The sequence below is a fragment of the Shewanella sp. SM20 genome, from assembly GCF_025654545.1.
Lineage (GTDB): Bacteria > Pseudomonadota > Gammaproteobacteria > Enterobacterales > Shewanellaceae > Shewanella > Shewanella oncorhynchi.
In genome coordinates this window covers 1-26,545 of sequence record NZ_JAKKRK010000048.1, presented here as the reverse complement: position 1 = coordinate 26,545, position 26,545 = coordinate 1, and the positions used below count along the sequence as shown (strand labels likewise).

Here is a 26,545-nt window from a genome sequence, read left to right as displayed (position 1 = left end):
CGTGATTTCACAATATTCATATCAGAACAAAGCGGCATTGCCGTCTTGGCTTTCAGTAAAGTTAAAATTACCTCTTGACCTTGGAGTAGGCTCCAAGGTTTATACTTGCATTATTGAGTTGTATGCTGGAAATGATCCCTGAGTTGTGGGCTATTTCGCAAAGGATGAAGACATGTATCGTATTGGTGAATTGGCGGATTTATGTGAGGTGAAAGCCGACACGTTAAGATTCTACGAGAAGCACGGCCTACTCGCGCCGTCGAGCCGTACTGAGTCTGGCTATCGAGTATATACCGAGGCCGATGCTGCGCGATTACGCTTTATTTTACGGGCGAAAGCTGTGGGTTTTACCCTCAATGAAATCAGTGAATTGCTGTCAATTGAACTCGATAAATCTAACCGAGTCTGTGCCGATGTAAAAGGCATGGTTGATTGTAAATTGGCTCAAGTACAGGCCAAAATTGCTGAGCTGAATCATTTTCAAGCGAGTTTACAAAGCTTGTCTGATGCTTGCTGTGGTGGGCCACGTAGCGCCGAACATTGCTCTATTTTAGAGGCGTTGGAGTCCAGCACTGAGCGGGTACGCGTTGAGCATCACTCTCATAATGTAAATCAGTACCAAACGCACCAGAATAATCACGGCAAAGCCATTTATGAAGAGTCAGGGAATTAATTATGTTATTGAAGAATTTTATTGATCTGTTTTTAGACTCGGCGCCTTGGTTATTACTGGGCCTGATTTTAGCTGGGCTATTAAAAGTATTCGTGCCAATGGCGTGGATGCAAAAGCAGCTAGGTGGTCACGGTTTTAAAACCGTAGTGAAAGCGGCGCTGCTTGGCGCACCTTTACCTTTGTGTTCTTGTGGCGTTATTCCCGCAGCAGTTGGACTGCGCCGTTCTGGTGCCTCTAAAGCAGCAACGACTTCCTTTTTAGTGTCGACGCCAGAAACGGGCGTCGATTCAATCGCCGTTTCCTACGTGTTACTCGGCCCCTTTATGGCGATCGTCAGACCGATAGCAGCGATTACCAGTGCGATTGTGGCGGGCTTACTCGTTGGCCGTGATGATGACGATGGCAAGTCAGTGGTTAAGGTAGAAACTCAATCAGATAAGCCATTAGAGGGGGAGGCGTCTTGCTGCGCCTCAAAATCAGTGGCTCAGCCAGAGATGGTAAAAGCCGAAGCGGTTAAAAGCTGCTGCTCATCGACTAGGCCTGCGATAACGCCCGTAAAGTCTTCCTGCTGTGGTAATGACAATGTTGATGCACCTGCAGCCGAGCCAAAGCCGAAGATCAAAATGACGCCTATGGCGGCGCCGAGCTTAATGGCGGGTCCTTCAAGTGTTATGGCTGTTGGCGGTCAAACCATGGGATCTGCTCAAACTATGGGTTCTGTGGTCAAGGTTAACGCTGCTAAAGCAGAAAGCGTGGGGTCATGTTGTGGCAGCCAAACCACAGAGCCTGAAAAAATAGTGGTGGTGAAAAAAGGCGCTTGCTGTGGTGGCAGTGCTAAGGATGCTGAGCAGGTTAGTGCTAACACTGCAGGCGATAGCTGCTGTGCGTCTACTCAAGATATGGCGACTGAGTTTAAGTCGCAATCGGTACTCAGTCGTATCGGAATTGGCCTTAAATATGCGGCAACGGATTTAGTGCGTGATACTACGCTGTGGCTGCTGGTGGGCTTATTTTTCGCAGCTCTGGTACAAACCTATGTGCCGGCTGACTTTTTGGCTAAATGGGGCGATGGCATTCTGGCTATGCTAGTGATGGTGCTCGTTTCTGTGCCTATGTATATTTGCGCGACCGCATCGACACCGATTGCCGCTGGATTATTACTGGCGGGAGTGTCACCGGGTGCTGTACTCGTGTTTATGATGGCAGGTCCGGCAACCAATATCGCGACTTTAGGCATAGTGGCTAAAGAGCTAGGTAAACGTGCGCTGTGGGGCTATCTTGGCGGTGTGATTGGCGTGGCCTTAGTGGCCGGTATGTTGGTCAATTATCTGGTTAATACCTTTGGTTTTGTAGTGATGCCACAAATTGGTGAAGAGCACCAAATGTTACCCCAATGGTTAGTGGCAACCTCTGGCATAGTGCTGGCGTTACTCATGGCAAAAGTGGTTTTTGAGAAGATCCCAAGAAGCTGGGTTCGCCGCAACGATTGCTGTTCTTAGTCGATTCATATTCCGCTAAGCAGTATCAAACAAATAAACATCCCAGTGTTGTTGCTAACACTGGGATTTTTTATGGGATTGATTTGCAAACCTATCAGTATTTGTTTGCTTTTTTACCGTCGATAAACGTAGGCGGCCTGTCTGCTTCAGCCTTGTTAATCAATTAGGATGTGAAGGAGCTTATCTCCGCCAAGGTTAAGTTGCGCCATTTCCCTACATCGATATCTAAAGCCACTGCCCCAATTTGCGCCCTGTGTAGGGCAACCACTTTATTGCCCACGGCGGCAAACATCCTTTTGACTTGATGAAACTTGCCTTCGGTGAGCGTGAGTAGCACTGTTTTTTCATCCACTTGCTGCAGTGTTGCTGGCAGAGTGAGGGCGGTTTCGCCCTGTAGATTTAGCCCTGCGGCAAACTTTGCGGCTATGGCTGCAGTCGCTTCGCTGTCGAGTGGATCTCGCAGTTGGACACGATAGACTTTTTCGCACTGATATTGAGGCGAGATAATATTAAACGACCAGCGGCCATCGTCAGTCAGTAGCACTAAGCCTGTGGTATCAGCATCTAGGCGGCCAACGATGTGCAGGTCAAATGCACGTTCGATATCGAGCAGATGAAATAGCGAAGGGTAGGCACCATCCACATTTGAGCACAAGGTATTAGCAGGTTTGTGCAACATGATATAGCGAGATGGGCGTGGCGCTAGCGGCTTTCCATTAAGGCTGACAGTATTATTTTCATGCACTTGCATTGCGCAGTCTGTCACGATAGCGCCATTGACTGTGATTGAGCCGCTAAGAATGGCGACACTTGCGGCTTTGCGATCAAGATCTGTGCTTTTACAGAGGAATTTATCGAGGCGCATAGTGAAATCTCAGGAAAAACAGTCAGCACAGGTGTTTAAGTAAGCTGCATTATCGCGACTTAGGGAGGATAAGCAACTGCCCTGTCTGAATGTTAAAACTAAGCGTACTGATTTTTAACGTTATGACCTTTGTGGATCATTTTGCTGTTCGTTTTGTATTGATTTGACCGCAGATGTTTTCTATTTGAGCCACTCGATGAGCATATCGTTCATTAAGTGGCTGATTATTGAGTCGCAGTGCAATGTATTTTATGGGACTTGTTAAGGCGAGGAAAAACTTGGCTTAGTGTTAATAAGTAATTGAGCAAAAATGTAAATACTGCTCAGAATACAACATATGCCTAAATAAATGAGTAAGCCGAACTCCGTTTGGCCAAAACTGCTGGCAACTAATGGGCCTATTACTGACCCCACCGAATAGCTCAGTAGCATCACTTGAGTCGCTGAAACAATTTGGCTAGCAGGCAAGTCGTCACAAGCTAAGCTGATTGCAATCGGGTAAAGGGCAAAAGCGCTGGCGCCAAGCAAGATAAATCCAATAATCAGCGTCATATTTGAATGCTGAGTGAGCAGTAATAATGCTGCGACACCCAGTAGGCAAAAGCTTACTATCAAGCCACTTTTGTTAACTCGAGGAGATAAATAACTGACTAAAGGTTGTACCAGCATGCCACCTACAATGATGAGGGCCATAAATTGTCCTGTTTGCTGATCAAGCCCCATATCCAGTGCCACATAGATGGGAAGTAAACCATAGATAGGGCCAAGCAATAATCCAGAGACTAAACATCCCATAATGGCAGGCTGACTTAGGTTTTTTAGCGCAGACAATGACATTGATTGTTGTTCGCTTACCTGAGGTTGACCACGTTTTATCAGTAGTGCGGGTAAACTTGCCGCGGCTAATAATCCCATGATCACTAGGTAAGGTAGGTTGCCCTTTGTACCTAAATAATCAATGGCTAATTGTCCTAAGGCAGTGCCTCCATAAAGCGCTGTCATATAAAGTCCAAGCCGCTTAGCGCGTTGCTTTTGGGTATCGGCCATTAATAGCCATGATTCAACCACCACAAAAATTCCTGCAACCGCAAATCCCGCTATAAGTCGAGAGGCTAACCAGACTCCACTTTTGGGGATTAATATCATAGCGACAACGCTGCAAAGAAGGATATTCAAAAAAAGGATAAAGGCTTTACTGTGGCCGATACGGGCAACAACAGGAGCAATACAAGGCGCCCCCAGTAATAAACCTAAATAAAAAATACTGGCCAGTAATGGAGCAAGTGAGGTGCTGAGTTCGAAAAAAGTGAGCGACAGTGGGATTAAGCTCATCAAGTAGCCTGATGCCAAAGCAAACAAACTTAACCCTGCTACGGGAACGAAAAGGCTGGGCTTTTGAGCCGACTGAGTTAAGGTAATTTTTTCCACGGGCGGTTCCGAAAACAGACAAATAATATACAGCGGGCGGGGTTGCGGTCGCGACTTTAGGCTGGATCGCTGACAGGGTAAAGTGAGTTAGATTGACTGTGGTGGTGAATAATATTTGTGTTTACGATTCATGTAGATATTGGGTTTTCTATGTTGCCTTGTTGCAATACGTTTGTGTTGGTCGCTTGCTGTTTACTGCGTCGCAATTTTAGTGCACATTCAACGATACCTAGATTTGATTTAGCGCTACACACATTCAATTTTGTGCCAAATTTGGGGAATAATACCTAATCCTACCAATGATCAGAAGGTATGATTAATTAGTTGATTATCACCTTGGTAGAAAGTGTGGCGTGATCTATATCTCAGTTTTAAACATTAATAAAATTACAACGTGGGCAAGGTTTTGTTCGATCTTTGTCCGTTTGAAATTTTAAAACAAAGGTGTCGATCAGAATTTGGTGATTATTGTCGCTAATCGGCTATTTGTGCGTGCTAGCTCAGCAATAAATGTTGTTGCCAAGTGATAAAATTACAAAATAAACCGCTTTGCCAAGTGTGATCTATGCCCTAAATTTGCGTCAAAATAAAATGGTATTAAGGTTGTAACCATGTCTTTAACAGATTCAAGTACTGCTCCACCTAATAAAGCTCCCGTCAGCGAGGGGCTCGATAAGAAAAAAATGCTGATCCTAGTGGCAGATATTGTGCTGTTATTTGCACTTTATTACGGTTTACCTTTCGAACAAGGGGTGAATACTGGGCTGGCCATTTTGTTCTTTGCCGCGATTCTTTGGCTGACCGAAGCGATTCACATCAGTATCACTGCGATTCTCGTTCCTATACTCGCCGTATTCTTTGGGGTGTTTGAAACCAAGGAGGCAATGAGTAACTTTGCTAATCCCATCATTTACTTATTCTTTGGTGGTTTCGTATTGGCTGCGGCCTTGCATCATCAAAAGATTGATACCCTCATAGCGCAAAAGCTGCTGCTAGCCTCTAAGGGTAAACTCAGTATTGCCTGTTTGATGCTGTTTGGAGTAACTGCGCTGCTATCGATGTGGATCAGCAATACCGCGACCACGGCGATGATGTTGCCATTGGCACTCGGGATTTTGCAGCAACTCGACCGCGAAAAATACCACAGTACTTATGTGTTTTTACTGCTTGGGATTGCCTATTCGGCCAACATCGGCGGTATCGGTACTTTAGTGGGTAGCCCACCGAATGCGATTGCTGCGGCTCAAGTGGGCTTGAGTTTTAGTGATTGGCTGAAGTTTGGTATTCCAACTGTTATCCTCATGCTACCTATGATGTTGATTGCCTTGTATTGGTATTTTAAGCCTGATCTTTCTGCCAAATTCGATGTGAATGTTGAAGCTCAGAAGCTGACATTTCAGGGGAAATTTACTCTGCTTATCTTCCTGACTACCGTATGTTGCTGGATTTTCAGTGTGCCGTTAGCCAAGGCATTAGGTGGCATCACTCAGTTTGATACCATAGTCGCCTTAGGTGCCGTCGTTTTACTCTCGGGTTTAGGCTTGGTCGGCTGGAAGAAAATTGAATCGACCACAGATTGGGGTGTACTCATATTGTTTGGTGGCGGTTTAACACTGAGCGCAGTACTAAAAACGACTGGCACCAGCGTATTTTTAGCTCACTGGATGACAGATATTTTCGGTAGCACTCACATGTCGTTGTTCGTCTTTGCTGTGATTGCTTTTGTGGTGATGTTGACTGAATTTGCCAGTAACACCGCCAGCGCTGCACTATTAGTGCCTGTATTTGCTGCGATTGCTGAGGCATTAGGCATATCGCCTGTGATGTTATCTGTGCTGATTGGTATTGCAGCTTCTTGCGCCTTTATGCTGCCGGTGGCGACACCGCCCAATGCTATTGTTTATGGTTCTGGCCATATCAAGCAATCGGAAATGGTGCGAGTGGGTATGATCATCAACTTTATCAGTATGATAGTCTTGGGTATTATCGCCCATACCTTCTGGGATATTTAATACTGATATAGTTCATGGCAACTTTGTGTTTCAACGTTGCCGCTATAATAGTATTCGCCTTATGAAGAGCATAGGGCGGATACGCATTTTTCCTAGCAGAGTCGTCGTACCGAGTTTTTGGGCTTAGTGTCAGGCTTAGTGTTTCGAAGCTTACTCTATGCTTATGTTTTGCACTTAATTTGAGGTTAAGTTGCGACTAAAAGTATTTGCGCTATAAATTGCTTGATGTTGATAACGTAGATAAAAGATTTCTTTTACGTTGATGATATCAATCTGTTCAATGTCATTTTTATATAATACGGGAGCGGTATCGCCTTCAGTGACAGTAACGGCTTGTAAAATAATAGGCTTATCTGTCATGGCAAAAAACACTTCTGCTTGCTGTAAATTCTCTGAAAGATAAACATAAGCTGTCTGCGGCTCGGCAGAATTATGATCACTGCGAGTAAAGGCTATCCCTTGCTCGAATGGGCGAATGCATTGCTGAGTTTCATCGTTCCAAGTCCCTCCCTTGTCGATACAAGTATCAATTGTGAGATGTTGTTGTAAACCCCATCCTGTCACCACTAGCAAGAGCACTGCGCCCAGTAAGAACATTGCTTTTTTCAAATTTCGTTACCTTTACAAATTAGCTCGGCTGAGCGTTTGTATCTTAGCTCAATCCTCTTATTTATAGGCATTTAACCATTGGTTTAACGCTGAGGAGGGCAAAGCTCCGGCTTGCTGGGCGAGTATGTGGCCTTGTTTAAAAATCATTAAGGTTGGAATAGATCGAATATTAAATTGAGCCGCGAGGGCTTGCTGTTCTTCAGTATTGATTTTACCGAAGCGAAATTGAGGCTCCCATGTCTTAGCTGCTGCAGAAAATATGGGCGCAAAACTTTTACAGGGCCCACACCAGCTGGCCCAAAAGTCAACGACTAGGGGAAGCTCTGATTTATTAGCATGGTTGGCAAAGTTTGCGCTATTGAGTTCAATTGGCGCAGCCGTAAAGACACTGAGCTTACATTTACCGCAAGTGGGTTGTTGGTTTAAACGCTCATCGGGAACGCGGTTTAACGTATCGCAATGGGGGCAGGCAATAATCATGGCAAAGCTCCAAAATAAAACGTTTATACGACTTATATATTGGGCTAACCGACAGTAATTTAAAGGGCGAGTGATGATGTTATCGCCCATGATGACCTTATTATTAAGGATTAAGCAGTGAACCAAGCTGCAGAAATGTTTAGATTGCGCCGACAAGCCCGCTCTTCGGTGATAAAATCCTGCGCAAAGTTGAATATCACGCCCTAAGTGCGAACAAGAAAAGAGAATGAAGATATGACTGAATTAGAAGTAATCGAGCTGCAAGTGGGCGAAGGAAAAGAAGCGGTAAAAGGCGCACTGATCACCACCCAATATCGTGGATTTTTGCAGGATGGTACCCAATTCGATTCATCCTATGATCGTGGTCAGGCGTTTCAATGTGTAATTGGTACTGGCCGTGTGATTAAAGGCTGGGATCAAGGTATTATGGGGATGAAAGTCGGTGGCAAACGTAAGTTGTTAGTCCCTGCTCACTTAGCCTATGGCGAGCGTCAAGTGGGTGCTCATATCAAACCAAATTCTGATCTCACCTTTGAGATCGAATTGCTCGAAGTGCTGACTCGCGACTAAGCGTGACAGGACTGCGAGAGTCTGTGTAAGCTCAATTGAGCCAATATGATTCTGGCTCATTTTGCACTCCTCGCTATGTTGCTTCGGCATAGGGTGATTTACACTGGACTCAATTTTCCCACTTAAAGGAAAGAGATTTGTCGTGGCTTCGGATACTGCAGCAGAGTTAATTGCGCAACTTCAGGCTGAGATCGCTCAGCTAAAAAGTGAAAACGCTCATTTAGCAGCGTTGAATTATCGTGCCGAAGAAAAACTCTTTGCGGCCCTCGATGGTAATGGTTTATGTCTATGGGAACAGCATATTCCAAGCGGAAATTTAACCATATTTAACATGCGCTGGGGCGAAATGCTCGGGTTTAGTCCTGAAGAGTTTGCTGCCCATGTTGATATCTGGAAAAGTAAATTACACCCCGAAGATAAAGAATGGGTGATAAAAGCCTTTGAAGATCATGTGAATGGTCAAGCCGATTACTATCAAGCAGTTCACAGAATGCTACACAAAGATGGCAGCATAACCTGGGTGTCCGATCGTGGGCGTATTGTCGAGCGCTTAGCTGATGGAACACCACTGCGAATGATGGGCAGCCATATCGATATTACTCAAGAAAAGCGCTACGAAATAGATTTAGCCCGCTTAGCCCACAGTGATCCACTCACCAACTTAATGAATCGCCAAGCTATTGCCAAAGTATTCGATGAATCTTCGCAACCAGATATTCGCGGTGCGTTATTTTTTATCGACCTTGATGGTTTTAAAGCGTTAAATGACCGTCACGGCCATAAGTTTGGTGACAGCCTGTTGATGCACGTTGCGCATACTTTGGTATTTCACGCAGGTGAATTCGCGCAGATCGCACGGTTAGGGGGTGACGAGTTTGTGATATTACTGCCGTCATTTGATCGTGAATCTTTAGGGGCACTCGCACAATCTTTGCTCGATGTTTATCGAGATAAATTCCTGCTAGAAGGTTGTGAAGTGGAGGTAGGCCTGAGTATCGGTATTGATATATTTGGCTATGGTGATAGTTTTGCCGAGAGTTGTGATCGCGCTGATGCCGCCATGTATCGCGTGAAACACCAAGGAAAGCATGGATATTGTTTTTATCAGTCGTCGGAATAATGATCCAAGCCTGCAGATCTTAGTAATACTTAATTTATATTTGATTACAGTGCCTTATTCGAACAAAAAACCACCTTTAATGGTGGTTTTTTGTTTTTAGCTTTTTAAGCTTAGTGTCATCAGCTTATGGAGTTACAAAATTAAATGGTTGATGGCAACTGACACAATAGTTTTCAGATTTTTTGTGTACATGGTGGCACTTACTGCAATCAGTTTCTGTGTCGAAGTGGCGATTTTTATGGGGATTGGTTGGTTTTACATCCGCCGTTTTTTCCGCTAATTTCTTAGTGTTGTGGCATTGTACACACTTGAGCATAGGGACGGCTTGTCGTTCTTCTGCACCATGGCAGCTTGCACATTTAAGCCCTTTCGCCATATGAGTTTGATCGAGTAAAGTACTCTCTTTAGCGAACGCGCTGCCAGCGAAAATACCCAAAATAATAGCCAATATAATTGTTAAGTTTTTCATTGTTTGATCCCATTATTCATTTCACAGGATGCCAAAATGTGAGGCATCCATTATTGATGACTATGTGTTCTATAGTTTTGCTACATATTTGCCCGCTAAATAGCCGAAGGTGTAGCAGCGACCTAAAGACAAGCCAAATACCGTTAATGGGTAGTCAACGCCACCATAGAAACCTGCTCCTAGGTTACCAACAATGAATAAACCTGGAATTTCCTTACCATCGGCATCAAGTACTTGGTGGTTGTCGTTAACGAGAATTCCTGAACATAAAGTCGAAATACGCATACGACGGTGAATACCGTAAAACGGTGGTTTGAGCACTGGTACCATTTTGCTTTTAGGTTTACCGAAGTCCTCATCTTTACCTTTTTTGCACAGCTCGTTATAACGGTTAACGCTGGCAACAAAGGTTTTTGGATCGCACTCTAACTTCACAGCCAATTCTTCTAATGTGTTAGCTGAATGGGTGTTGATCAAAGAGGGAAATACTCCTGTTTTCTCACTAGGAACTTCAGGCATGTAAACTTTAAGCTCTTCAGGAGAATAGAGGTGGCCAGGCCAATCCTTCGCTTGCGTCATATAGTCAGAATCAAATACTTGTGAGTAATGCCCCGCATTCTGCTCATCTTTCAAGTAGTTATTCATTAGAGACATCTCAACCTTCTCATTCACAAAGCGCTCACCTTTACGGTTTACCGCTAAGAATGGCATGTCACACATGGATGCCGGGCCGGCATCGAAGTCGTGCAACATTTTGGTATGTCCAACAGGTTCAATAACGCCGCCAGCCCAATAGGCCATAGCAAAACCGTCACCGGTACGATCCATTTGTTTACGTTCAAAGTTTTTCAGTTCGGGGATGAAGAAGTCACACATGGCTTTGTTATTTTGATAGTCACCAGAGGACAGAATGACACCTTTCTTCGCCATGTATTTGTGGTACTTACCATCACGAGTTTGAGCAATGACGCCGATGACTTTTCCTGACTCATCCTGGATTAATTGTTGTGCAGGAGTATTAAAGAAAAACTTAACGCCTGCTTTTTCTGCTGTTTTAGCTAATGCGCGCATAGCATCACCCGTGGTGTAGGGTTTAGGGCCGCAGAAAGAAGTGATAAAATTTAAACGGTCATCAGTATCAGCAATTCCGCGAATACCGTGCTGCACTTTAGTTCCTTGGTCAACAATCTGGCCGCCACCTTGTTTAACTCTATCGATAACCCAAGTGACAGCTTCACCTGAATTGTAAGCCCATTGCTTAAGAAGACCGGGATGTGAACGGTGCGCGTTATCCGCCATTAAACGGCTAACTAAAGCTTCAATTGCTGATTTATCACTGTTTTTCAGGTCAATTCCTGAACCTGTGTTTCCTTGAGAGACAGGGATGGCTTGCTTTTGTAAACACGCAACGGTTGCACCACTTTCTCTGGCTGATAGTGCCGCAGGCACACCAGAAGCTCCTGCACCGACGACAACAACATCAAAGGTTTGGGTTGTTGCAATATCTTTATCAGCAATAGGTTTTGGCTTAGGTAGAAAATTGAGCGTTGCGCCGCCAATTTCGCCATATTCAGTGCCAACTTGAAGTGGTGCCGCACTCGCTGAAGCAATACCAAGACTTGCAAAGGCTAAGCCACCACTTCCCACTGCAGCTCGAGTTAGGAAACTTCTTCGAGATATACCATTTTGCAGGACGCTAGCAGTGTATTGATCGATTTCTTTCGGTTTCTGTGAATGCTCTTTACTCATTTTGATACTCCTTGGGTCCTCATTGCTAAGGTCGATATGACATCGTTAGCAACGACAATGGATCTGGCCATAACCGCATGTGATTTGTTTGCTTTAAAAACTAGAAGTGCAGTTGTGTGAAAGTGATTAAATTCTCATTCATTAACAACATACGTTTAAATGTATGACATATGACAATAAACCAAAAGAGGTATTAATTACATCTTTGCAGTGCTTCACAAAATGCTGGAGTTTTGAGCTGTTAATATGATTATTCTTTTTGAAACAAGCTAATGTAGGACTTTCTTTATTAAATAATGCAGTGAATTTTTTGAGGAAGATGTATTTCTTAAATACAGTGATCAAAATAAAATATGTGTTGTTAAGCTATTTCACTACATATATTTAGTGTTCTAGGTTTACGGGAGTTAATTGTGGTAATGAGGCGTTAGAGTCATCGTTATTTCCGCATCCGATAAAATAAGACACATGAAATAGCCATGGCTGGAATAATTAAGAAATTATTTTTCCATTTTTGATCTCAATAATTAAGTCAACGCATTCACCGCAACATTTAAATGGATTGAGCATTTTGCAGTGTAAAAACCGGGTGTATCCAACAAGGCGTGATACACCCGCATTAAGTTTGGTGCAGGGGAGTTGTATTTGTGACTATTTACCTAAAACAAATTTATAAGTGACATATAAACGGAGATCGTCAAGATCTTCAGCTTGATCAAAATCGACCATGGCATAACGCGCCTTAAGACCTAGGCCTGATAACATGCCTGAAAATTTATAGGCGATTGAAAAGTTAGTTTCATTAAAATCTGACGCAGTCCCCTCTGGCACATCGTACTGCCCATAAAAGGCATAGGCTTCTAATCCACTCGCCCCTAATTTTTCAAAGTCATAGGCCAGCTTTAACGCGTTGACCTCTTCATTCGCCCGTGCAGATTGATATACCTGTTGAATGACCACTTTTTCATCGCCCCATGGGGTCAGCACTGTGTCATCCCCGGTTTTGGCGTACATATAAGTGAGATCTGCCCCCGCCAATTTGGCGCCTAGATGGAAGCCATATTGATAGGTATCGAGTGGGCCGCCGGTTTCATCACCTATTGCCTGTTGAGTTAAATAGGAAGGTGTTAAGTACAAATTCGTTGGACCAACATCAGCGGCTAATTTCACTTTGGCATAGGTTTGATTGAAAACATCTTCCATGCTGTAGTGCCAAAGATGGGCTTCAGTTTGGACTGTTTTAAAGGGCAATTGATATTTAGCACCTAGGGCATAAACTGGGTTATCGGCAACATCTGCCACAATACCCGCTCTTGCTAATTCGCTTTGTACCGCCTCTTTTACGGATACGAAGCTATTATCAGACCACCCCATGGAATCTGTAATATAGAGTGCTGATAACGTTAGATTGTCAACACTCTTATTTTCTGCTGAAAAGCCGCGAAAAGTTCGTGGGATTGCACGAATGTCATGGGGATTCATCATTGGTGTGCGCAGTTCTTGTGCACCTAATTTGAATTGAGTATCCCACCAATTACCTTGGACAAAATACTCCTGTAAACGGTTGACGTTGTCATGGTCGCCAGCGGCATCGCGAGCAACTAGGCCGTAGACATCATCTGAATCATTGGTCCAAATGGGATTTGCAGATGCGAAGCTGGTCCCAAAACTGAGGCCATTCACTTTTGCGGTATTGTAATAAAACAGTCCGCCAAATGACGTATCGTGTTTAGTGTTCGTCGTATTATCAAAGTCACGGGTAAAATCGAATAAGCGTAATTCCCCTTTTAACGTACCTTGGCTAAACATTTGATCAATGCTGGTATCTGCTGTAGCTGGAATCGCTAGCGTAGATAGCACAAGCAAAGATAAATAAGATTTTTTCATCATCATCTTCCCTATTATTAGTAAGCCCTGATCAGAATTGTCTGAGCTAGTTAAAGAAATTATGTTTAACATTATTAGGTTAAATGTATGACGTATGACTAATGTCGACAACGAAGTTAGGATGAATATGAGAAACTAGTTACGAAATTCGCACAGATGTTACTTGGATCAACAAAGATGAATGTTTTTTAATCACTAATGTAGGAAAGATGAGAGTACTTTTTCTGCGTTAATGCGGTTTTATGCTAGTATGGCGACACTAAGCATATTTGGGATAATCAAGTGCATATCTTCAAGCCAATTAAGCAGATAAGAGCATCGAGTGAAGTCGGTCAGCAACTGAAAAATGCTATTTTAGATGGCGAATATAAGGCTGGCGATAAATTACCCTCTGAGCGCGAATTAATAGAATTATTTCAAGTTAGCCGCACTGTGGTGAGAGAGGCGATCAAAAGCCTCGAAGCGGGTGGATTAGTGGAGATTCGCCAAGGTGCAACAGGTGGCGCATTTGTTAAGCACTTAACCTTTGAACGTTTAAGTGATGCTTGCCAAGATTTATTTCTAATGGGGAAACTTTCCCTTCCTGAACTGTGTCAAGCACGCATGCTGATTGAGCCGCAAGTGGCTAGAATGGCTGCTAAAAATTGCACTCCAGAGCAAGCTAAAGCTTTGCAAGAGGCGAATAGTCATGAAAGTGACTCATTGGCTTATCCCGAAACTGTCATATTGCGATCTCAAGTACATTATTTGCTCGCTGAAATGTCTGGAAATCGCTTTTTAGAAGCGATCGTAAAATCCTTGTTGGTTTTATTAAGTAATCAAACGACTAAGTTTCAGCCACCGACTGATGAAATTCATCCTTTAGGCTTGCATGATGTCATTGTCGAAGCGGTTATCGCAAAAGATGGGGCGAAAGCTGAGGCCGAAATGTTTGCACACCTTGAGGATTTTAATCAGCGCCTAATAGAAATTGAGCGTAAATATATGGATAAACGCGCTTAAGGTAAAGAGTTGCAACCCCAAAGTTCAACCGCGGCTGTTTGTTTGTTGGGTACGCCAATCCAATGACTCATGGCTTGGCATTGCAATTTTCCTGAGATTGGAGTGAAGCAAAGTTCAAAATCCCCTGCTTCGGGCGTGCGACCTAAGCGCAACACAGGCAAAATGGGCAGCTTGGGCTGATAATGCCAGCTGCCATTTTTAAAATAAGCATCATCTGGGATTTCCATTCCTGCACCCGTACCTTTCACTCTTGCTTCGACCAACACTAATCCTTGTGGCATGACGTTATAGTCTTCCTCCCAGCGAATTTTTTCTATGCTGTGGTTCCATGCCAAGGTGAAGTTGTCTGTGGGCACTTGGGCCCACAGCGTGCCCGCTAGGCCTAAACACAGGCCTAGCATCTGTTTACCTTCAATGGCTGGTTAACAACCAATAATCTCAAGAGCTTATCCTTGCTCTGCGAGACGTTTGAGTTTGCGTGCTCGCCAGCTGTGTTGCACGATAAATAGCAGCGCGAGCCCAAAGCCAATTTCATCACTCAACGGCGTAGCAAGAATTAAGCTAGCACCTGCAAGGAAGCCGATAACGCGTTCCCACCAGTAGAGTTTTTGTAATAGATATCCGGTAAAGATGACGCCCCAAATACCAATACCCACAGTCGCTTTTAGCAAGACAAACCCTGTAGCTAACCAGCTATCACCTTGAAGCATCAAAGCGGGATCGTAAACCGCCATAAAGGGGATCACAAAACCTGCAATGGCGATACGGATTGCCCAAAGGCTGATCTTAAGACCAGATTCCTTCGCGATTGGCGCTGCGGCAAAACAGGCTAAGGCAACGGGAGGCGTGAGATCGGCCATGATGCCGAAATAAAATACAAACATATGCGACACAATCAGTGGCACACCGAGGTCGAGTAATGCGGGAGCTGCAATCGAGCTAGTAATAATGTAGTTAGGGATTGTGGGGATCCCCATGCCGAGCACTAGGCAAGTGACCATAGTTAACACGAGTGATAAGAACAAGTTATCTTGGCCAACGGCAAGAATATAGCTCGCGAAGGTCGAGGCAATTCCTGTCAGTGACACTATGCCGATAATCACACCGACTAAAGCGCAGGCGATACCCACAGGCACGGCATGACGGGCGCCTTCTACCAGTGCATGCAAGCAGATGGTGAGAGTATCTCTGCCACCTTTAATAAACCAACAAATGGCGACTAATAAGGCGATAACCCCAAATACGACCCCGATCCCGAGTTGGAAGAAGCCAGCGCATAGGATGCCAAGGGCAATCCAAAAGGCAATCCGCATCGCCATTGAGGAAAGTCGCAGTACTATGGCTGAGCCTAAAATCACTATCGATGTGAGGGCGAGTCCTACCATGCCTGAGAACAGCGGCGTTCTGCCTGAAAAAAGCAAGTAGACTAAAATAAACAAGGGGATAAGGAGATACCAACGCTCTTTAATTGCCGCCCATGGATTAGGGCACTGATCTTTAGGCAGGCCACAGAGATTGGCGCGTTTGGCTTCTAAATGCACCATCCAAAATACGGAGCAGAAATAAAGTAGCGCAGGGATCAATGCCGCTTTGGCTATCTCGATAAAGGGGACGTTAATGGTTTCGGCCATGATAAAGGCCACCGCGCCCATGATCGGCGGCATGATTTGGCTGCCCATACTCGATGTTGCCTCTACCCCGCCGGCGAAGGCTGGCCGATAACCGAATCGTTTCATGAGTGGAATGGTAAATTGGCCCGTTGTGACCACGTTGGCAACACCTGATCCTGTAATCGTCCCCATCAATGCCGATGACACTACCGCAACTTTTGCTGGACCGCCGAGCTTGTGGCCAAATAATCCCATGGCAAAGTCGGTAAATAAACGGATCATTCCGGCTTGTTCTAAAAAGGAGCCGAAGAGAATAAACAGGAATATATATGTCGCCGACACATAGGTTGGTGTGCCGTATAGCCCTTCGGTACCGAAGGCTAATTGATTGATGATCTGATCGAATCCATAGCCGCGGTGCATTAAGTCACCGGGTAAATATTGGCCAAATAAGCCATACATCAAAAAGATGCTACAGATGATAGGTAGCGCCCAGCCCATGACTCGGCGCGCTGCTTCAAACACTAATACGATCAAAGTGATACCTATCACTATATCCGCATCGGTCAGATCGCCTGAACGTTGAATTAAGTCGGCTTCGAAATACCACTGATAAGCTGCTGTGGCCATGCCAGCTAGACCGAGTAGCCAAGCGAGTGGCTGCCAAGGCTGAGATTTTCCTCTAGCGGGATAACTTAAAAAAACCACTAACAGTAAAAAGCCCACATGGGTGGCACGCAGTACTTGAGTCGAGACGGGATGAAAAGCGGCAGTGATGATTTGAAAAATAGAAAAAATTAAGGCTGTATAAAATAGAGCCTTGGGCCAATCGCCAGTATTGGCGCTGAGACCTTGTTGGGGATCACTCATATTATGCCTCACAGCATTAGACTACAGAGATGATATAAACGAGATGCCGTTATTTAACGGCATCTCAATTGCTTAGTTTGGAATAGGATGCACAGATATCAGTAAAACTTAGAGTGCACCAACTTCTTTGTAATAACGTTCTGCACCTGGATGCAGTGGTATTGGCAGATTTTTCGTCGCTTTATCTACGCTGATGGTCTTCGCGGCGGAGTGCGCGTTACCGAGTCGGTCTAAGTGCTCGAACATGAGTTTTGTCATCTGATAGGCTAAATCATCCGATACACCGCTTTGAGTCACCAGTAAATTTTGAATGGCGACGGTAGAAACGTCGGTGGTTTGGCCTTCATAGGTGGATGCTGGGATCACGCCATGTTGATAGGCGGGATTGTTAATCTTAGCGATCACATCTTCTGGAATTTCAACAAAGTTGATTGCCATAGTCGCAGCTAAGTCACGGATAGCTGCCATGCCGAGACCGGAAGATTGTAAAGTGGCGTCTAATTGACGATTTTTGATTAGCTCAACGGATTCGGCATAGGGTAAAAACTCGACTTTCCCCATGTCTTCATAACTTAGTCCAGCAGCCTTGAAAATCGATCTGGCATTGAGTTCTGTCCCTGATTTAGGGGCACCCACTGAGATACGTTTTCCTTTTAAATCAGCCAAGGTTTTAATGCCAGACTCTTTATTGGCGACGATTTGAATGTAGTTAGGATAAGCCGAGGCAAGTACTCGGATTTTATCCAGCGGCGTTTTAAAGCCTGCATCAATATCACCTTGATATGCTGCTGCGACTGAATCACCTAAAGCGAACGCTAATTCACCACGACCCGCTTGCAATAAATTGAGGTTTTCTACTGAGGCTTTAGTTGCTTGAACTGAGGTTTTAGAACCTTCGATTCCTGTGCCGTAGAGTTGCGACAGCGCAACGCCAATAGGGTAATACACACCACTGGTGCCGCCTGTGAGAATGTTGATAAAGGCGGGGGCAGCAGCCATAGCGGCAGCACTGAGTGTGAGAGTCACTGCTGCGCCGACGGCGACAAAACGTTTTTTTATTTTCATTATGAAATATCCTTATTTTTTATAGTGTTATGTAGGGTCTTTCGAGTGGTAAATACCGTAATCAGCTCAATATAACTACATAAAACCTGGAAAAGGTCAATTAGGCTATAGTCGATAGCTGCTACTTTTGTATCACAAAACTGAGATCTGAGACTGTTTTGAGCAAGGTTGTATTGTGAGGTAAAACTTGGTTGGTTCAATGAAGCGGGCAATAAAAAGGGCTAACCTAAGTTAACCCTATTTGTGTTATTAGAGGACAAACCTCCTAATAACAAGACACTATTTAGTGTTATCTAAGAAACCTTTAGTTGCGTTTTTCGCATGTTTTGCTGCTCTTTTCTCTTTAGGAGACATCAGCGGTTGTTTCTTCGATTCTTTACGGTTTTTTTGCTCTTTACTCATATAAAACTCCATGTACTCTTTGGTTATTCATCAGGCTAATCATGTAAGCCGTACTTAATTGAACCTATTCCATGACGTCCTGATTGAAGCGAAATTTTTATCTCGAATTACAACATTTTAAATTACAAATATCTAAAATCATTGATAATTATCTGTGAATTTATTTGCCTCAATGAGCGATTACAGCAAAATAATCTTATCACCGAATTCCGTACCATGATCCATCTATCACTTAGAATAATTAATGCTAATGCTAGCGTTAACCTGTATAAGAAATATGCGAACAAGGACACAGTACCTCTATTTTCGTCATTGTTTGTGGTTTTAGTGGGCCCTAATTGGAGGCTTAACTAAGTACCATATGCCTAACGTCGGCTCGATTTACCTAACATGCCACCTAATATACCGCGCAAAATTTGTTTACCTAATTGGCTTCCAACCGTGCGTGCCGCTTGTTTTGACAAGGTTTCAGCTAACCCTTGGCGGCGCTTATTGCCAAAAATGAGTTCACTGAACCAACTTTGTTCTTCGGCTTTTTGGCTCGTTTGAGCATCACTTGCTGTGGTTGTGGTGTCGCTGGTGGCGTTACCAACTCGTCTTTGGTTAAGGCGTTCGTAGGCCGATTCGCGGTTGATTAACTGATCGTATTTACCTCCAATCGGGCTCTGGACACGGACTTGTTGTAACTCCTCACTTGTGGCGGGTCCCATGCGGCAACGTGGCGGTGCGATGAGCGCGCGCTCGACCATAGTTGGCACGCCTTTGTCGGCTAACATAGACACTAAGGCTTCACCTACAGCGAGCTGGGATATGACGTCGCTAACAACCAGTTTGGGGTTAGGCACAAAGGTTTCGGCGGCGGTTTTAACGGCCTTTTGATCCCTTGGCGTGTAAGCTCGCAGGGCATGTTGAATACGATTACCTAATTGTCCGAGAATTTCGCTTGGGACATCATCAGGAAATTGCGAGCAAAAATAAACGCCTACGCCTTTTGAGCGAATTAGGCGCATGATCTGTTCGACGCGTTTTAATAGACTCGGTGGGCAACCCTCAAAGAGTAAATGCGCCTCATCGATAAAAAACACTAACTTAGGTTTTTCGGGATCGCCGACTTCGGGCAGATTCTCAAATAATTCTGAGAGTAGCCAGAGTAAAAAACTTGAATATAAACGGGGTGTTAAAATCAGTTTGTTTGCTGCTAATAAATTGATAATGCCGCGTCCTTGCAAATTAGTGCGCATTAAATCTTCAAGCTGTAACGCGGGTTCACCAAAAAAGTCTTTGCCACCATCGCGCTCTAATCCTAGTACCGAGCGTTGAATTGCTGCGAGGGATTGGGCGCTGATTAAACCATATTTGGCGGAGATTTCTTTGCGTTCCTCGGCAACTAAGGCCAGCATGGCCCGCAGATCATCTAAGTCGAGCAGTAATAACCCTTGGTCGTCCGCTAGCTGAAAGACTATGTCTAAAATACCGCTCTGGGTGTCATTCAATTCTAAAATTCGGCCGAGTAAGGTTGGGCCCATTTCGCTGATGGTGGTACGCAGCGGGTGGCCTTGAACGCCCGCTAAATCCCATAACACCACAGGGTTGGCTTCGTTGTGATAATCCTCAATGCCAATTTGAGTTGCCCTTTGTAATAGCTTTTCACTTGGAGTGCCGGCCATAGCTAGACCCGAGATATCACCTTTAACATCCGTGATGAAAACCGGCACGCCTTGGCGCGAAAAACCTTCGGCTAGGCTCATTAGCGACACGGTTTTGCCTGTCCCAGTGGCACCGGCAATTAACCCATGGCGATTGGCATACTTAAGATTTAAGTGAACCTGTTGTTCACCTTTTCCTATTAATAGCGTATTCAAAGGCATTCCTTAATGTTAACGGTAGGGCTTATATTGGAATCGTTGCAGCATCCTTATTTTAGCCACTGTGTATTTAATCCACTTTAGTGTCGTCGTTCATGCGTATAAAAATTCATCATTGAGTGTTGGCCTTAGCGTAATTTATGTCAACATGGGGCCTGAATAAGCTTGATATCACTTAGCAAAAATGTGTGATTGGCAATATGGGCGTTACCTATGAATGAGGTGTGTTATTTGGGTCATTCACTGAGGCGTGCTTGATGGTGAAATTCCCTTTGATTATGCTGCTCTTGTTCTTTACTGTGCTGACATCTGCTTGCGCCGAATTAGCGTGTTCTGCCAGAACTGATGTCGATCCCTATGAGCCCATGCGAGATAAACAGCGCTGTGTCGCCGAGGCGGATAAAAATCTCGACGAGTACCAAAAGGCAAAAGCAGCGGAAGAAAAACAACGGCTGAAAACGGCCATAGAACAAGCCACTCAAAAATCGTTAATTTAGAAAGGATATCTATGAAAGGTGCGGGCGGAACACAGGGCGGGACGGGACAATTTTTTATGGGTCTTGCCATGATGTGTGGCGGATTTTATTTATTGTTCAATGCAATACAAGTGAGCTCTAGTTTTGGACTGGGCTATGGCTTATATCGAGTGAATGCCTTTGGGCAAGGCATGTCGATCACCACTGGCATGGTGATGCTACCGTTTATTATCGGCATTGTGATGGTGTTTTTTGACGCTAAGAGTAAGTTAGCTTGGCTGCTGAGTTTAGGTTCGCTAACGGCCTTGATTGTAGGGGTTATCAGCTCGATTCAATTCCACTTTAAATCTATGTCGGCCTTTGAACTTATCGTGATCCTCGTTTTGGCCTTTGGTGGTTTAGGATTGTTTTTACGTTCACTGAAAGACGCGCCCACAAGCGATACACAAGCGAAATAATCACTAGACTCTTAAGCACTAGGCGCTAGAGTGCAAATACGAAATCAGAGTTGTGCATCTAAGCGACTTTAATAGCGGTTTAATGAAAGTTTTAACTACAGAGTGAAGGAATGCGATGCGCTGGCGTGACACTGACAGAAGCTCCAATATCGAAGACAGACGCGGCCAGCAAATGGCATCTGTGGGTGTGCCGAGTGCCTTGTTACTCAGGTTCTTGCCCTTTTTGCTGAGAACTAAACTTGGCCGCGTGGTGTTGCTCATCGGCGGCATTTATATTGCTTTTCAGTATGTTACCGGTGGTCTGTCACTCGACCCGAGCGCTCAAGCTAATCTTAGCCAAGCTCAATCTAGTTCAACAACAGCGGTACAGGATGAAAATGCCCAGTTTGTGGCAGCCATTTTAGGTACCACAGAAACCGTTTGGGGCCAGTTGCTCAAGGGGCAATATCGAGAGCCTAAGTTAGTGCTTTATCGCAATATGACCTCCACTGGCTGCGGTATGGGACAGGCGCAGTCTGGGCCTTTCTATTGCCCTGCCGATAGCAAAGTATATATCGACCTTAGCTTTCTCGATGAGCTTAAAACCTTAGGCGCGCCCGGCGATTTTGCCTTTGCCTATGTGATTGCCCACGAGGTAGGCCACCATGTGCAAAACTTGCTTGGCACTAGCACTAAGGTGCGCCAAGCCCAGCAATCTGGCAGTAAAGTGCAGGCTAATCAATTGAGTGTCGCGCTTGAATTACAGGCAGATTGTTACGCGGGGATTTGGGGGCATTATGCCAATCAACAACTTAATTTACTTGAAGCGGGCGATTTAGCGGAAGGCATTGCCGCCGCCAGTGCTGTGGGTGACGATCGTCTGCAACAGATGGCGGGTCGCGCCGTACAGCCCGATGCTTTTACCCACGGTAGTTCGGCGCAGCGGGTGAAATGGTTTAAGACAGGGTTTGATTCGGGTAATCTCGCCAGTTGTAATACCTTTGCGGCGAAGTGATTTTGTTTGATATCTCAAATACGTACCGAACATAAATGCAAGGATAACTGAGTGGCCTTTAACGATACCTTTAGACTGAGCAGCCACGCGGTGATCACTAATATGCAGGGACAAGTGCTGTTGCTTAAGGCCAATTACGGTAACTTTGCTTGGGGCTTGCCCGGCGGCGCACTCGAGCCTGGTGAAACGATTCACGAGGCCTTAGTGCGCGAATGCCAAGAGGAATTAGGCTTAAGTGTGCAGGTTAACTATTTGAGTGGCGTGTATTATCACAGCGCCTATCAATCCCAAGCCTTTATTTTTCGTTGTGAACTGCTATTGCCTGATGGGCCTGATGTGGCAAAAAATGTGGCAGAAGACGAGTCTCTGCCAATCCACTTAAGCCACGAACATTCAGAGTTTGCCTTCCACGATATCGACACCCTTAGTGCGGTTCAGCAGCAAAGAATTAAAGATTGCCTCAATTTCAACGGAGTTGTGATGAGTGCAAAGTTCTAATGCTTTGCCAGTAAACCGCCGGCCGTTAATCGGCTTGGGTTTGCGCGAGCAAGGTTTCTAAGCAATGTTCCTTGATCCCGTAATAGGCTTTAATGTCAGATATTTGCGCGAGGATTGCGGCGCTGTCTTTCTGATTATGTTGTGGCTTTTTGACGGCCAAAATCATCTTATTCTTATTGGTATGTTCTAGGCTGATAAATTCAAACACCTTAGTCGCATAACCATTGGCTTCCAAAAATAGCGCACGTAATGAATCCGTCACCATTTCAGCCTGTTGGCCCATGTGCACTCCATATTGCAGCATAGGTTTGAACAACTCTGGGCTGTGCATCTGCGGGCGAATTTGTTTATGGCAGCAAGGCGAACACATGATGATGTCGGCATTGGCGCGAATACCATAATGAATCGCATAGTCAGTGGCGATATCGCAGGCATGCAGGGCGATCATCACATCGGTTTGCTTAGGCGCATGGGTTCTCACATCGCCGCAGACAAACGACAATCCTTGATGATCCAGCGTCGCCGCCGTTTCATTACATAAATCGGCCAAGGCTTGGCGTAATTCTACCCCAGTGACCTGCGCATCATTGTGTAGGCTATGGCGCAGGTAATCATGGATTGCAAAGGTGAGATAACCTTTACCAGACCCAAAATCGACCACATTGATCGGTTGGTCATTCTTGTGGGGGGAGGCTTCGAGTGCTTGGCTGAAAACCTCAATAAACTTATTGATTTGTTTCCATTTACGCGACATCGCAGGGATAAGATTATGTTGGCTGTCCGTCACCCCTAGCTTGGTCAGGAAGGGACGTTCGATATCCACAAAACGCTTTTTCTCACGGTCATGTTCTAACGGCGCTGCGACGGTTTGTTTAACGTTATGTGTACTGATTTGGACTTTGCCTTTTTTGCTGATCTCAAGCTGAACTTCTGCCTGCGCCGTGGCTAAGTGGGCACTCTTAAAATCGCTACCGAGTAACAGTTTTATGCTAGCTAACCCTTCGTCATAACTCAGGTTTTTAGTGATGTGATTCGTCTGGTGTTGATACACAAACGACAGCACAGGCTCATTTTGCAAACTGATCGGCCGAATCGTAATGCGCTGCAAGCTTTTATCTGCCCCTCGGTACTTACTCAACAATAGTTTGATCAGACTATTCTTCGCCAAGCTGTCAGCCAAAAGCTGGTAAAAATCATCAAAAGAATTAAGCGCTGAATGGGACATTATTGTTTCCGAAAAAGTAACCAAGAAAAACAGGGAGAGTATTCTAACCGCGATCCGCCGCTACCTAAAGTTATTCTCATCGAGAAGGGGTTTGGGGCAGAGCTCCGCTGCTGATCTATCTGTTGGAGGTCGTAGTGATTAAGCGCTGTCATTCCAGTGACACGCTCTATTAATAATACAGTGACTTGTTAGTCTCAGCACATAACTGCTTTTTCGTCATCACTCTAAATTTAATTTTTTAAATAAGACTGAATTTCTTTTTTTCGCATCACGTAATAGTTTATCAAATGAGATAACTTCAATTACGGTATTGAGATTATCATTGTAGAAAATATAGCCTTGATTATCTAGAAGGGGTTTATAATTTCTCATCTCAAGAATGTCACGTATTGAAGAAGTTAAATCGCAAATTACATAACAATATATTGGTATCCTCTTATTCAAGTGGATTTCTCGCCCCCGCTCATCCATAATCTGATCTGGCTTTCTTAGTTTAAGCACATATCCAGTAACCTGATCAATAGGATTGTCCGAACCGTTATAGTTATCACGCATTGGACGTTTAAACTCGACAATGATAGCCGTAGATGTCTCTCGCTTATCATCACCGTATACAACAGGATTATTAAAAACTAATAAGTCAGGACGTTCTTTAGAGTCAATATCAGTTACAGATTTGAATGATTTATCTGATGCAAGATGTTTATGGTAAGCCATACGTTCATCAATCAACCAAAGGTTATGTTCTTGCACATCATCGCTGGTAGAGCGAATTGCCATAATAATGTCATGAACAGTATCTTCTAGTGCATACTTGTCACTATCTTGTAACTCTAAGCTGAACTCTAAAGCATCGATCACAGCTTTTCTATGGACGATATATTTAGCAAGGTTTGATTTTCCAATCTCGTTTAGATCTTCGGTGTACTTTTGCAAAGACTCTTTATAAGCAGGGTAATCTTTAACTTTACTATGCTTTAATTCGTCTTTCAGTCGTTGGGCTTCTTGCTTTAATTCAAGCTCATAGTTTCGATTAAGCTTGTGTAGCTCAATGTCAAGTTTCTCGTCAGACAAATCAAAAGGGATTGTATTTAACCATAGTGGACGGTTCTTAATAATGTGTCGATACTCATAACCAGCGTGATTAACATATCGTTCAATCATCTCTTTATGCTTTGCATACATTGGTTCTAGGAATGGTTCAAATACTGTTCTCCCATAAAGCATTAACTCTATAATAATCGTGTTGATTGCAGGTGAATCCGCATCTTCATCACATAGGTCAACTTTTTCAGCAATTCTAAATCCCGTTCGTTCTTGGTTAACATATTGATCAAGATAAGAAGAAGTAACATAAATTGAGTAATTAAATTTTAAACCATTAATATCTTCAAAAATAGGAGGTACATTTTCTTCGTATTCTTTTAGTGTATAACCTCTTACAGAGCGAGAATCTGCACAGAGGAAAACATTGTGATTTTTCTGTTTAGTGATCTTATAGTTTTTGAAAAAATGGGCTTTAAATTGGTTAGAGCCAATTGAAAACTCTTTTTGTTCAATTTCATGTGAATAGGTCGTTTCAAAAACAACTAGTAGATCAATGCTTTCACCACAATCACCTAGTAATTTGAATGATTTTATTTTGCCTTCTAGGAAGTAGATAAGGCTGTGCTCTATGATTTCTGAGGCTATATTATCAAGGTTTTTAGGTAATCTGGTGCGATAGGGATCTTGAATTTCTTTAAGAGAAACTTTAGTTCTTACTCTCTCTGATTGTTCAGCGCTTATTAATTTTTCACTTTCAAAATCAACATCATCAACGGAGAAGCCAAAGGTTAGTTTTTTCTTTTCTTGATTATCGAGATAGACACTTTCGACCTCTACAGTTTCAAAAGCTTTAAGCCATGTGAAGCGACCAACTCCCTTACAACCTAAACTAGATTTGTAGGTAGATTCAGCCGTCTTAAATGATTGATAATTATCATGGTTAAATCCTTCACCATAATCAACAATTTCAAAAGATTCTATCTGTTGAAATTTACGGTCATCTTCGTTCAAAACTTCCTGAGTCGTTTGACGAAAAGCTGTAATGGTTAGTTCAGCTTTATCACCTTTTCTAGTTGCTTGAATTGAGTTAACAATAGCCTCAAATAAAGGAACAAGACGATCACTAGGTGATAATTTGAGATTTTGAACTTTACCTTTAACATCTATTTGCACTGTAGTCCCTTATCCAATACATTTTGGCAGAGTTTAGGAGTTGATAATACAATAAAACTGCTATTTCCACATTGAGTCAAACTAATTTAATGCGAATTAAATGCTTCTTTATAATCTGTTTCAATTTTCTACATTGAGAAAATAAAGATAACGTAAGTCAATTGAGCTTAAAATGTAACCCTTTTAATTAGATCTTTTTTTGTTTTCCTCTGAGTAAATTTAACGAGCCACCCATTGTTAAATTTACAGAGTCGGTGTTTTTCAAGGTAGTTGGCACTCTTTACTTAAATTTTAAGCTGCATTTCTTGTTTCAGTTTCAGACTCTTTTTCTGGGTTCAACACTACCTCACCGATAACGTCACAGTTCCTTATACCGTTTGGCCAGCGTTTAGGGTTTCTTGATCTTGCTTCTTCTAGTACCTCCTTACGCTTAGATAAAATCGCTTTATCTTGCATCGCATGTCGCTCACTCGGTGATACAAAATTGAGCTTACTGTGC

General features: G+C 43.9%; 24 protein-coding genes and 1 pseudogene. 10 read left to right on the top strand and 15 right to left on the bottom strand.

Annotated elements, in window-relative coordinates; translation table 11 throughout:
• Positions 1–172: 172 nt before the first annotated feature.
• Both zntR and L5M18_RS17795 read left to right on the top strand, forming a co-directional pair.
• Positions 173–673: a Zn(2+)-responsive transcriptional regulator gene (gene zntR / locus L5M18_RS17800; RefSeq protein ID WP_263198040.1), complete on the top strand. Its 501-nt coding sequence runs from the start codon at positions 173–175 to the stop codon at positions 671–673.
• Positions 674–675: 2 nt separating this feature from the next.
• Positions 676–2,172: an SO_0444 family Cu/Zn efflux transporter gene (locus L5M18_RS17795; RefSeq protein WP_263198039.1), complete on the top strand. Its 1,497-nt coding sequence runs from the start codon at positions 676–678 to the stop codon at positions 2,170–2,172.
• A gap of 163 nt (positions 2,173–2,335) precedes the next feature.
• Here L5M18_RS17795 and L5M18_RS17790 read toward each other — a convergent pair whose 3' ends face one another.
• Positions 2,336–3,037 (bottom strand): pseudouridine synthase, encoded by a 702-nt coding sequence (locus tag L5M18_RS17790; protein ID WP_263198037.1) that lies wholly within the window; start codon positions 3,035–3,037, stop codon positions 2,336–2,338.
• Between the two features lie 261 nt (positions 3,038–3,298).
• Positions 3,299–4,465, bottom strand: a complete 1,167-nt coding sequence (locus L5M18_RS17785) for an MFS transporter (RefSeq protein WP_263198035.1) — start codon at positions 4,463–4,465, stop codon at positions 3,299–3,301.
• 611 nt (positions 4,466–5,076) lie between these two features.
• Between L5M18_RS17785 and L5M18_RS17780 the strand changes: the two genes are divergently transcribed.
• Positions 5,077–6,477, top strand: coding sequence for a DASS family sodium-coupled anion symporter (locus L5M18_RS17780; RefSeq protein ID WP_168827785.1), 1,401 nt, complete (start codon positions 5,077–5,079; stop codon positions 6,475–6,477).
• Between the two features lie 174 nt (positions 6,478–6,651).
• Here the strand turns inward: L5M18_RS17780 and L5M18_RS17775 are convergent, their stop codons facing one another.
• Positions 6,652–7,086, bottom strand: coding sequence for a hypothetical protein (locus L5M18_RS17775; protein ID WP_263198033.1), 435 nt, complete (start codon positions 7,084–7,086; stop codon positions 6,652–6,654).
• A 57-nt stretch (positions 7,087–7,143) separates the two neighbouring features.
• Positions 7,144–7,566 (bottom strand): thioredoxin TrxC, encoded by a 423-nt coding sequence (trxC, locus tag L5M18_RS17770; RefSeq protein ID WP_113939239.1) that lies wholly within the window; start codon positions 7,564–7,566, stop codon positions 7,144–7,146.
• 234 nt (positions 7,567–7,800) lie between these two features.
• Here trxC and L5M18_RS17765 point away from each other — a divergent pair, with 234 nt between their 5' ends.
• Complete coding sequence (locus tag L5M18_RS17765) at positions 7,801–8,136, top strand: FKBP-type peptidyl-prolyl cis-trans isomerase (RefSeq protein WP_263143341.1); 336 nt, start codon at positions 7,801–7,803, stop codon at positions 8,134–8,136.
• 142 nt (positions 8,137–8,278) lie between these two features.
• On the top strand, positions 8,279–9,256 hold the full coding sequence (locus L5M18_RS17760; RefSeq protein WP_263198031.1) for a diguanylate cyclase domain-containing protein: 978 nt from the start codon (positions 8,279–8,281) through the stop codon (positions 9,254–9,256).
• 124 nt (positions 9,257–9,380) lie between these two features.
• Here L5M18_RS17760 and L5M18_RS17755 read toward each other — a convergent pair whose 3' ends face one another.
• The 3 genes from L5M18_RS17755 to L5M18_RS17745 form a co-directional block, all read right to left on the bottom strand.
• Positions 9,381–9,725 carry a cytochrome c3 family protein gene (locus tag L5M18_RS17755; RefSeq protein WP_105250378.1) on the bottom strand — a complete coding sequence of 115 codons (345 nt, stop codon included), beginning with the start codon at positions 9,723–9,725 and terminating at the stop codon, positions 9,381–9,383.
• A gap of 69 nt (positions 9,726–9,794) precedes the next feature.
• Positions 9,795–11,474, bottom strand: a complete 1,680-nt coding sequence (locus tag L5M18_RS17750) for an FAD-binding protein (protein ID WP_263198030.1) — start codon at positions 11,472–11,474, stop codon at positions 9,795–9,797.
• Between the two features lie 651 nt (positions 11,475–12,125).
• The gene (locus L5M18_RS17745; RefSeq protein WP_263198028.1) at positions 12,126–13,364 is read right to left on the bottom strand and encodes an OprD family porin; all 1,239 of its coding nucleotides are present in this window, start codon (positions 13,362–13,364) and stop codon (positions 12,126–12,128) included.
• Positions 13,365–13,643: 279 nt separating this feature from the next.
• On the opposite strand from L5M18_RS17745, the gene L5M18_RS17740 reads away from it, so the two are divergent.
• Positions 13,644–14,363 carry a FadR/GntR family transcriptional regulator gene (locus tag L5M18_RS17740; RefSeq protein ID WP_131524214.1) on the top strand — a complete coding sequence of 240 codons (720 nt, stop codon included), beginning with the start codon at positions 13,644–13,646 and terminating at the stop codon, positions 14,361–14,363.
• Here L5M18_RS17740 and L5M18_RS17735 read toward each other — a convergent pair.
• The 5 genes from L5M18_RS17735 to L5M18_RS17715 form a co-directional block, all read right to left on the bottom strand.
• Positions 14,360–14,764: a DUF1850 domain-containing protein gene (locus L5M18_RS17735; RefSeq protein WP_263198026.1), complete on the bottom strand. Its 405-nt coding sequence runs from the start codon at positions 14,762–14,764 to the stop codon at positions 14,360–14,362. The two genes, L5M18_RS17740 and L5M18_RS17735, sit on opposite strands and share 4 nt — an antisense overlap.
• Positions 14,765–14,809: 45 nt before the next feature.
• Entirely contained in the window at positions 14,810–16,843 is a 2,034-nt protein-coding gene (locus tag L5M18_RS17730) for a TRAP transporter permease (RefSeq protein WP_131524216.1), read from the bottom strand.
• A 108-nt stretch (positions 16,844–16,951) separates the two neighbouring features.
• The gene (locus L5M18_RS17725; protein ID WP_105250372.1) at positions 16,952–17,908 is read right to left on the bottom strand and encodes a TAXI family TRAP transporter solute-binding subunit; all 957 of its coding nucleotides are present in this window, start codon (positions 17,906–17,908) and stop codon (positions 16,952–16,954) included.
• Positions 17,909–18,187: 279 nt separating this feature from the next.
• The gene (locus tag L5M18_RS17720; RefSeq protein WP_105250371.1) at positions 18,188–18,310 is read right to left on the bottom strand and encodes a hypothetical protein; all 123 of its coding nucleotides are present in this window, start codon (positions 18,308–18,310) and stop codon (positions 18,188–18,190) included.
• Positions 18,311–18,675: 365 nt separating this feature from the next.
• Positions 18,676–20,172 (bottom strand): DUF853 domain-containing protein, encoded by a 1,497-nt coding sequence (locus L5M18_RS17715; RefSeq protein WP_263198024.1) that lies wholly within the window; start codon positions 20,170–20,172, stop codon positions 18,676–18,678.
• Positions 20,173–20,432: 260 nt separating this feature from the next.
• Here L5M18_RS17715 and L5M18_RS17710 point away from each other — a divergent pair, with 260 nt between their 5' ends.
• From L5M18_RS17710 to L5M18_RS17695, 4 genes are all read left to right on the top strand, one after another.
• Positions 20,433–20,672 carry a hypothetical protein gene (locus L5M18_RS17710; RefSeq protein WP_263198022.1) on the top strand — a complete coding sequence of 80 codons (240 nt, stop codon included), beginning with the start codon at positions 20,433–20,435 and terminating at the stop codon, positions 20,670–20,672.
• Positions 20,673–20,683: 11 nt separating this feature from the next.
• Positions 20,684–21,109: a hypothetical protein gene (locus L5M18_RS17705; protein WP_006084327.1), complete on the top strand. Its 426-nt coding sequence runs from the start codon at positions 20,684–20,686 to the stop codon at positions 21,107–21,109.
• Positions 21,110–21,224: 115 nt separating this feature from the next.
• Entirely contained in the window at positions 21,225–22,103 is an 879-nt protein-coding gene (locus L5M18_RS17700) for a neutral zinc metallopeptidase (protein WP_263198020.1), read from the top strand.
• Positions 22,104–22,154: 51 nt separating this feature from the next.
• Positions 22,155–22,601, top strand: a complete 447-nt coding sequence (locus L5M18_RS17695) for an NUDIX hydrolase (RefSeq protein WP_263198018.1) — start codon at positions 22,155–22,157, stop codon at positions 22,599–22,601.
• 25 nt (positions 22,602–22,626) lie between these two features.
• Here L5M18_RS17695 and L5M18_RS17690 read toward each other — a convergent pair whose 3' ends face one another.
• The 3 genes and pseudogenes from L5M18_RS17690 to L5M18_RS17680 all read right to left on the bottom strand — a co-directional run.
• Positions 22,627–23,826, bottom strand: coding sequence for a class I SAM-dependent methyltransferase (locus L5M18_RS17690; protein ID WP_263198017.1), 1,200 nt, complete (start codon positions 23,824–23,826; stop codon positions 22,627–22,629).
• A gap of 219 nt (positions 23,827–24,045) precedes the next feature.
• Positions 24,046–26,046 carry a DUF4263 domain-containing protein gene (locus L5M18_RS17685; RefSeq protein ID WP_263198016.1) on the bottom strand — a complete coding sequence of 667 codons (2,001 nt, stop codon included), beginning with the start codon at positions 26,044–26,046 and terminating at the stop codon, positions 24,046–24,048.
• A 291-nt stretch (positions 26,047–26,337) separates the two neighbouring features.
• Positions 26,338–26,545, bottom strand: a pseudogene (locus tag L5M18_RS17680) (IS3 family transposase); the annotation flags it as partial.

What these genes read in the sequence shown, in the direction of transcription:
- L5M18_RS17795 (WP_263198039.1), top strand. Translation starts at nt 676, where the DNA reads ATGTTATTGAAGAATTTTATTGATCTGTTTTTAGACTCGGCGCCTTGG.
- L5M18_RS17700 (WP_263198020.1), top strand. Translation starts at nt 21,225, where the DNA reads ATGCGCTGGCGTGACACTGACAGAAGCTCCAATATCGAAGACAGACGC.
- L5M18_RS17750 (WP_263198030.1), bottom strand. Translation starts at nt 11,474, where the DNA reads ATGAGTAAAGAGCATTCACAGAAACCGAAAGAAATCGATCAATACACT.
- L5M18_RS17780 (WP_168827785.1), top strand. Translation starts at nt 5,077, where the DNA reads ATGTCTTTAACAGATTCAAGTACTGCTCCACCTAATAAAGCTCCCGTC.
- zntR (WP_263198040.1), top strand. Translation starts at nt 173, where the DNA reads ATGTATCGTATTGGTGAATTGGCGGATTTATGTGAGGTGAAAGCCGAC.
- L5M18_RS17735 (WP_263198026.1), bottom strand. Translation starts at nt 14,764, where the DNA reads ATGCTAGGCCTGTGTTTAGGCCTAGCGGGCACGCTGTGGGCCCAAGTG.
- L5M18_RS17710 (WP_263198022.1), top strand. Translation starts at nt 20,433, where the DNA reads ATGGTGAAATTCCCTTTGATTATGCTGCTCTTGTTCTTTACTGTGCTG.
- L5M18_RS17745 (WP_263198028.1), bottom strand. Translation starts at nt 13,364, where the DNA reads ATGATGAAAAAATCTTATTTATCTTTGCTTGTGCTATCTACGCTAGCG.
- L5M18_RS17765 (WP_263143341.1), top strand. Translation starts at nt 7,801, where the DNA reads ATGACTGAATTAGAAGTAATCGAGCTGCAAGTGGGCGAAGGAAAAGAA.
- L5M18_RS17755 (WP_105250378.1), bottom strand. Translation starts at nt 9,725, where the DNA reads ATGAAAAACTTAACAATTATATTGGCTATTATTTTGGGTATTTTCGCT.
- L5M18_RS17790 (WP_263198037.1), bottom strand. Translation starts at nt 3,037, where the DNA reads ATGCGCCTCGATAAATTCCTCTGTAAAAGCACAGATCTTGATCGCAAA.
- L5M18_RS17705 (WP_006084327.1), top strand. Translation starts at nt 20,684, where the DNA reads ATGAAAGGTGCGGGCGGAACACAGGGCGGGACGGGACAATTTTTTATG.
- L5M18_RS17725 (WP_105250372.1), bottom strand. Translation starts at nt 17,908, where the DNA reads ATGAAAATAAAAAAACGTTTTGTCGCCGTCGGCGCAGCAGTGACTCTC.
- L5M18_RS17730 (WP_131524216.1), bottom strand. Translation starts at nt 16,843, where the DNA reads ATGAGTGATCCCCAACAAGGTCTCAGCGCCAATACTGGCGATTGGCCC.
- L5M18_RS17690 (WP_263198017.1), bottom strand. Translation starts at nt 23,826, where the DNA reads ATGTCCCATTCAGCGCTTAATTCTTTTGATGATTTTTACCAGCTTTTG.
- trxC (WP_113939239.1), bottom strand. Translation starts at nt 7,566, where the DNA reads ATGATTATTGCCTGCCCCCATTGCGATACGTTAAACCGCGTTCCCGAT.
- L5M18_RS17720 (WP_105250371.1), bottom strand. Translation starts at nt 18,310, where the DNA reads ATGAGTAAAGAGCAAAAAAACCGTAAAGAATCGAAGAAACAACCGCTG.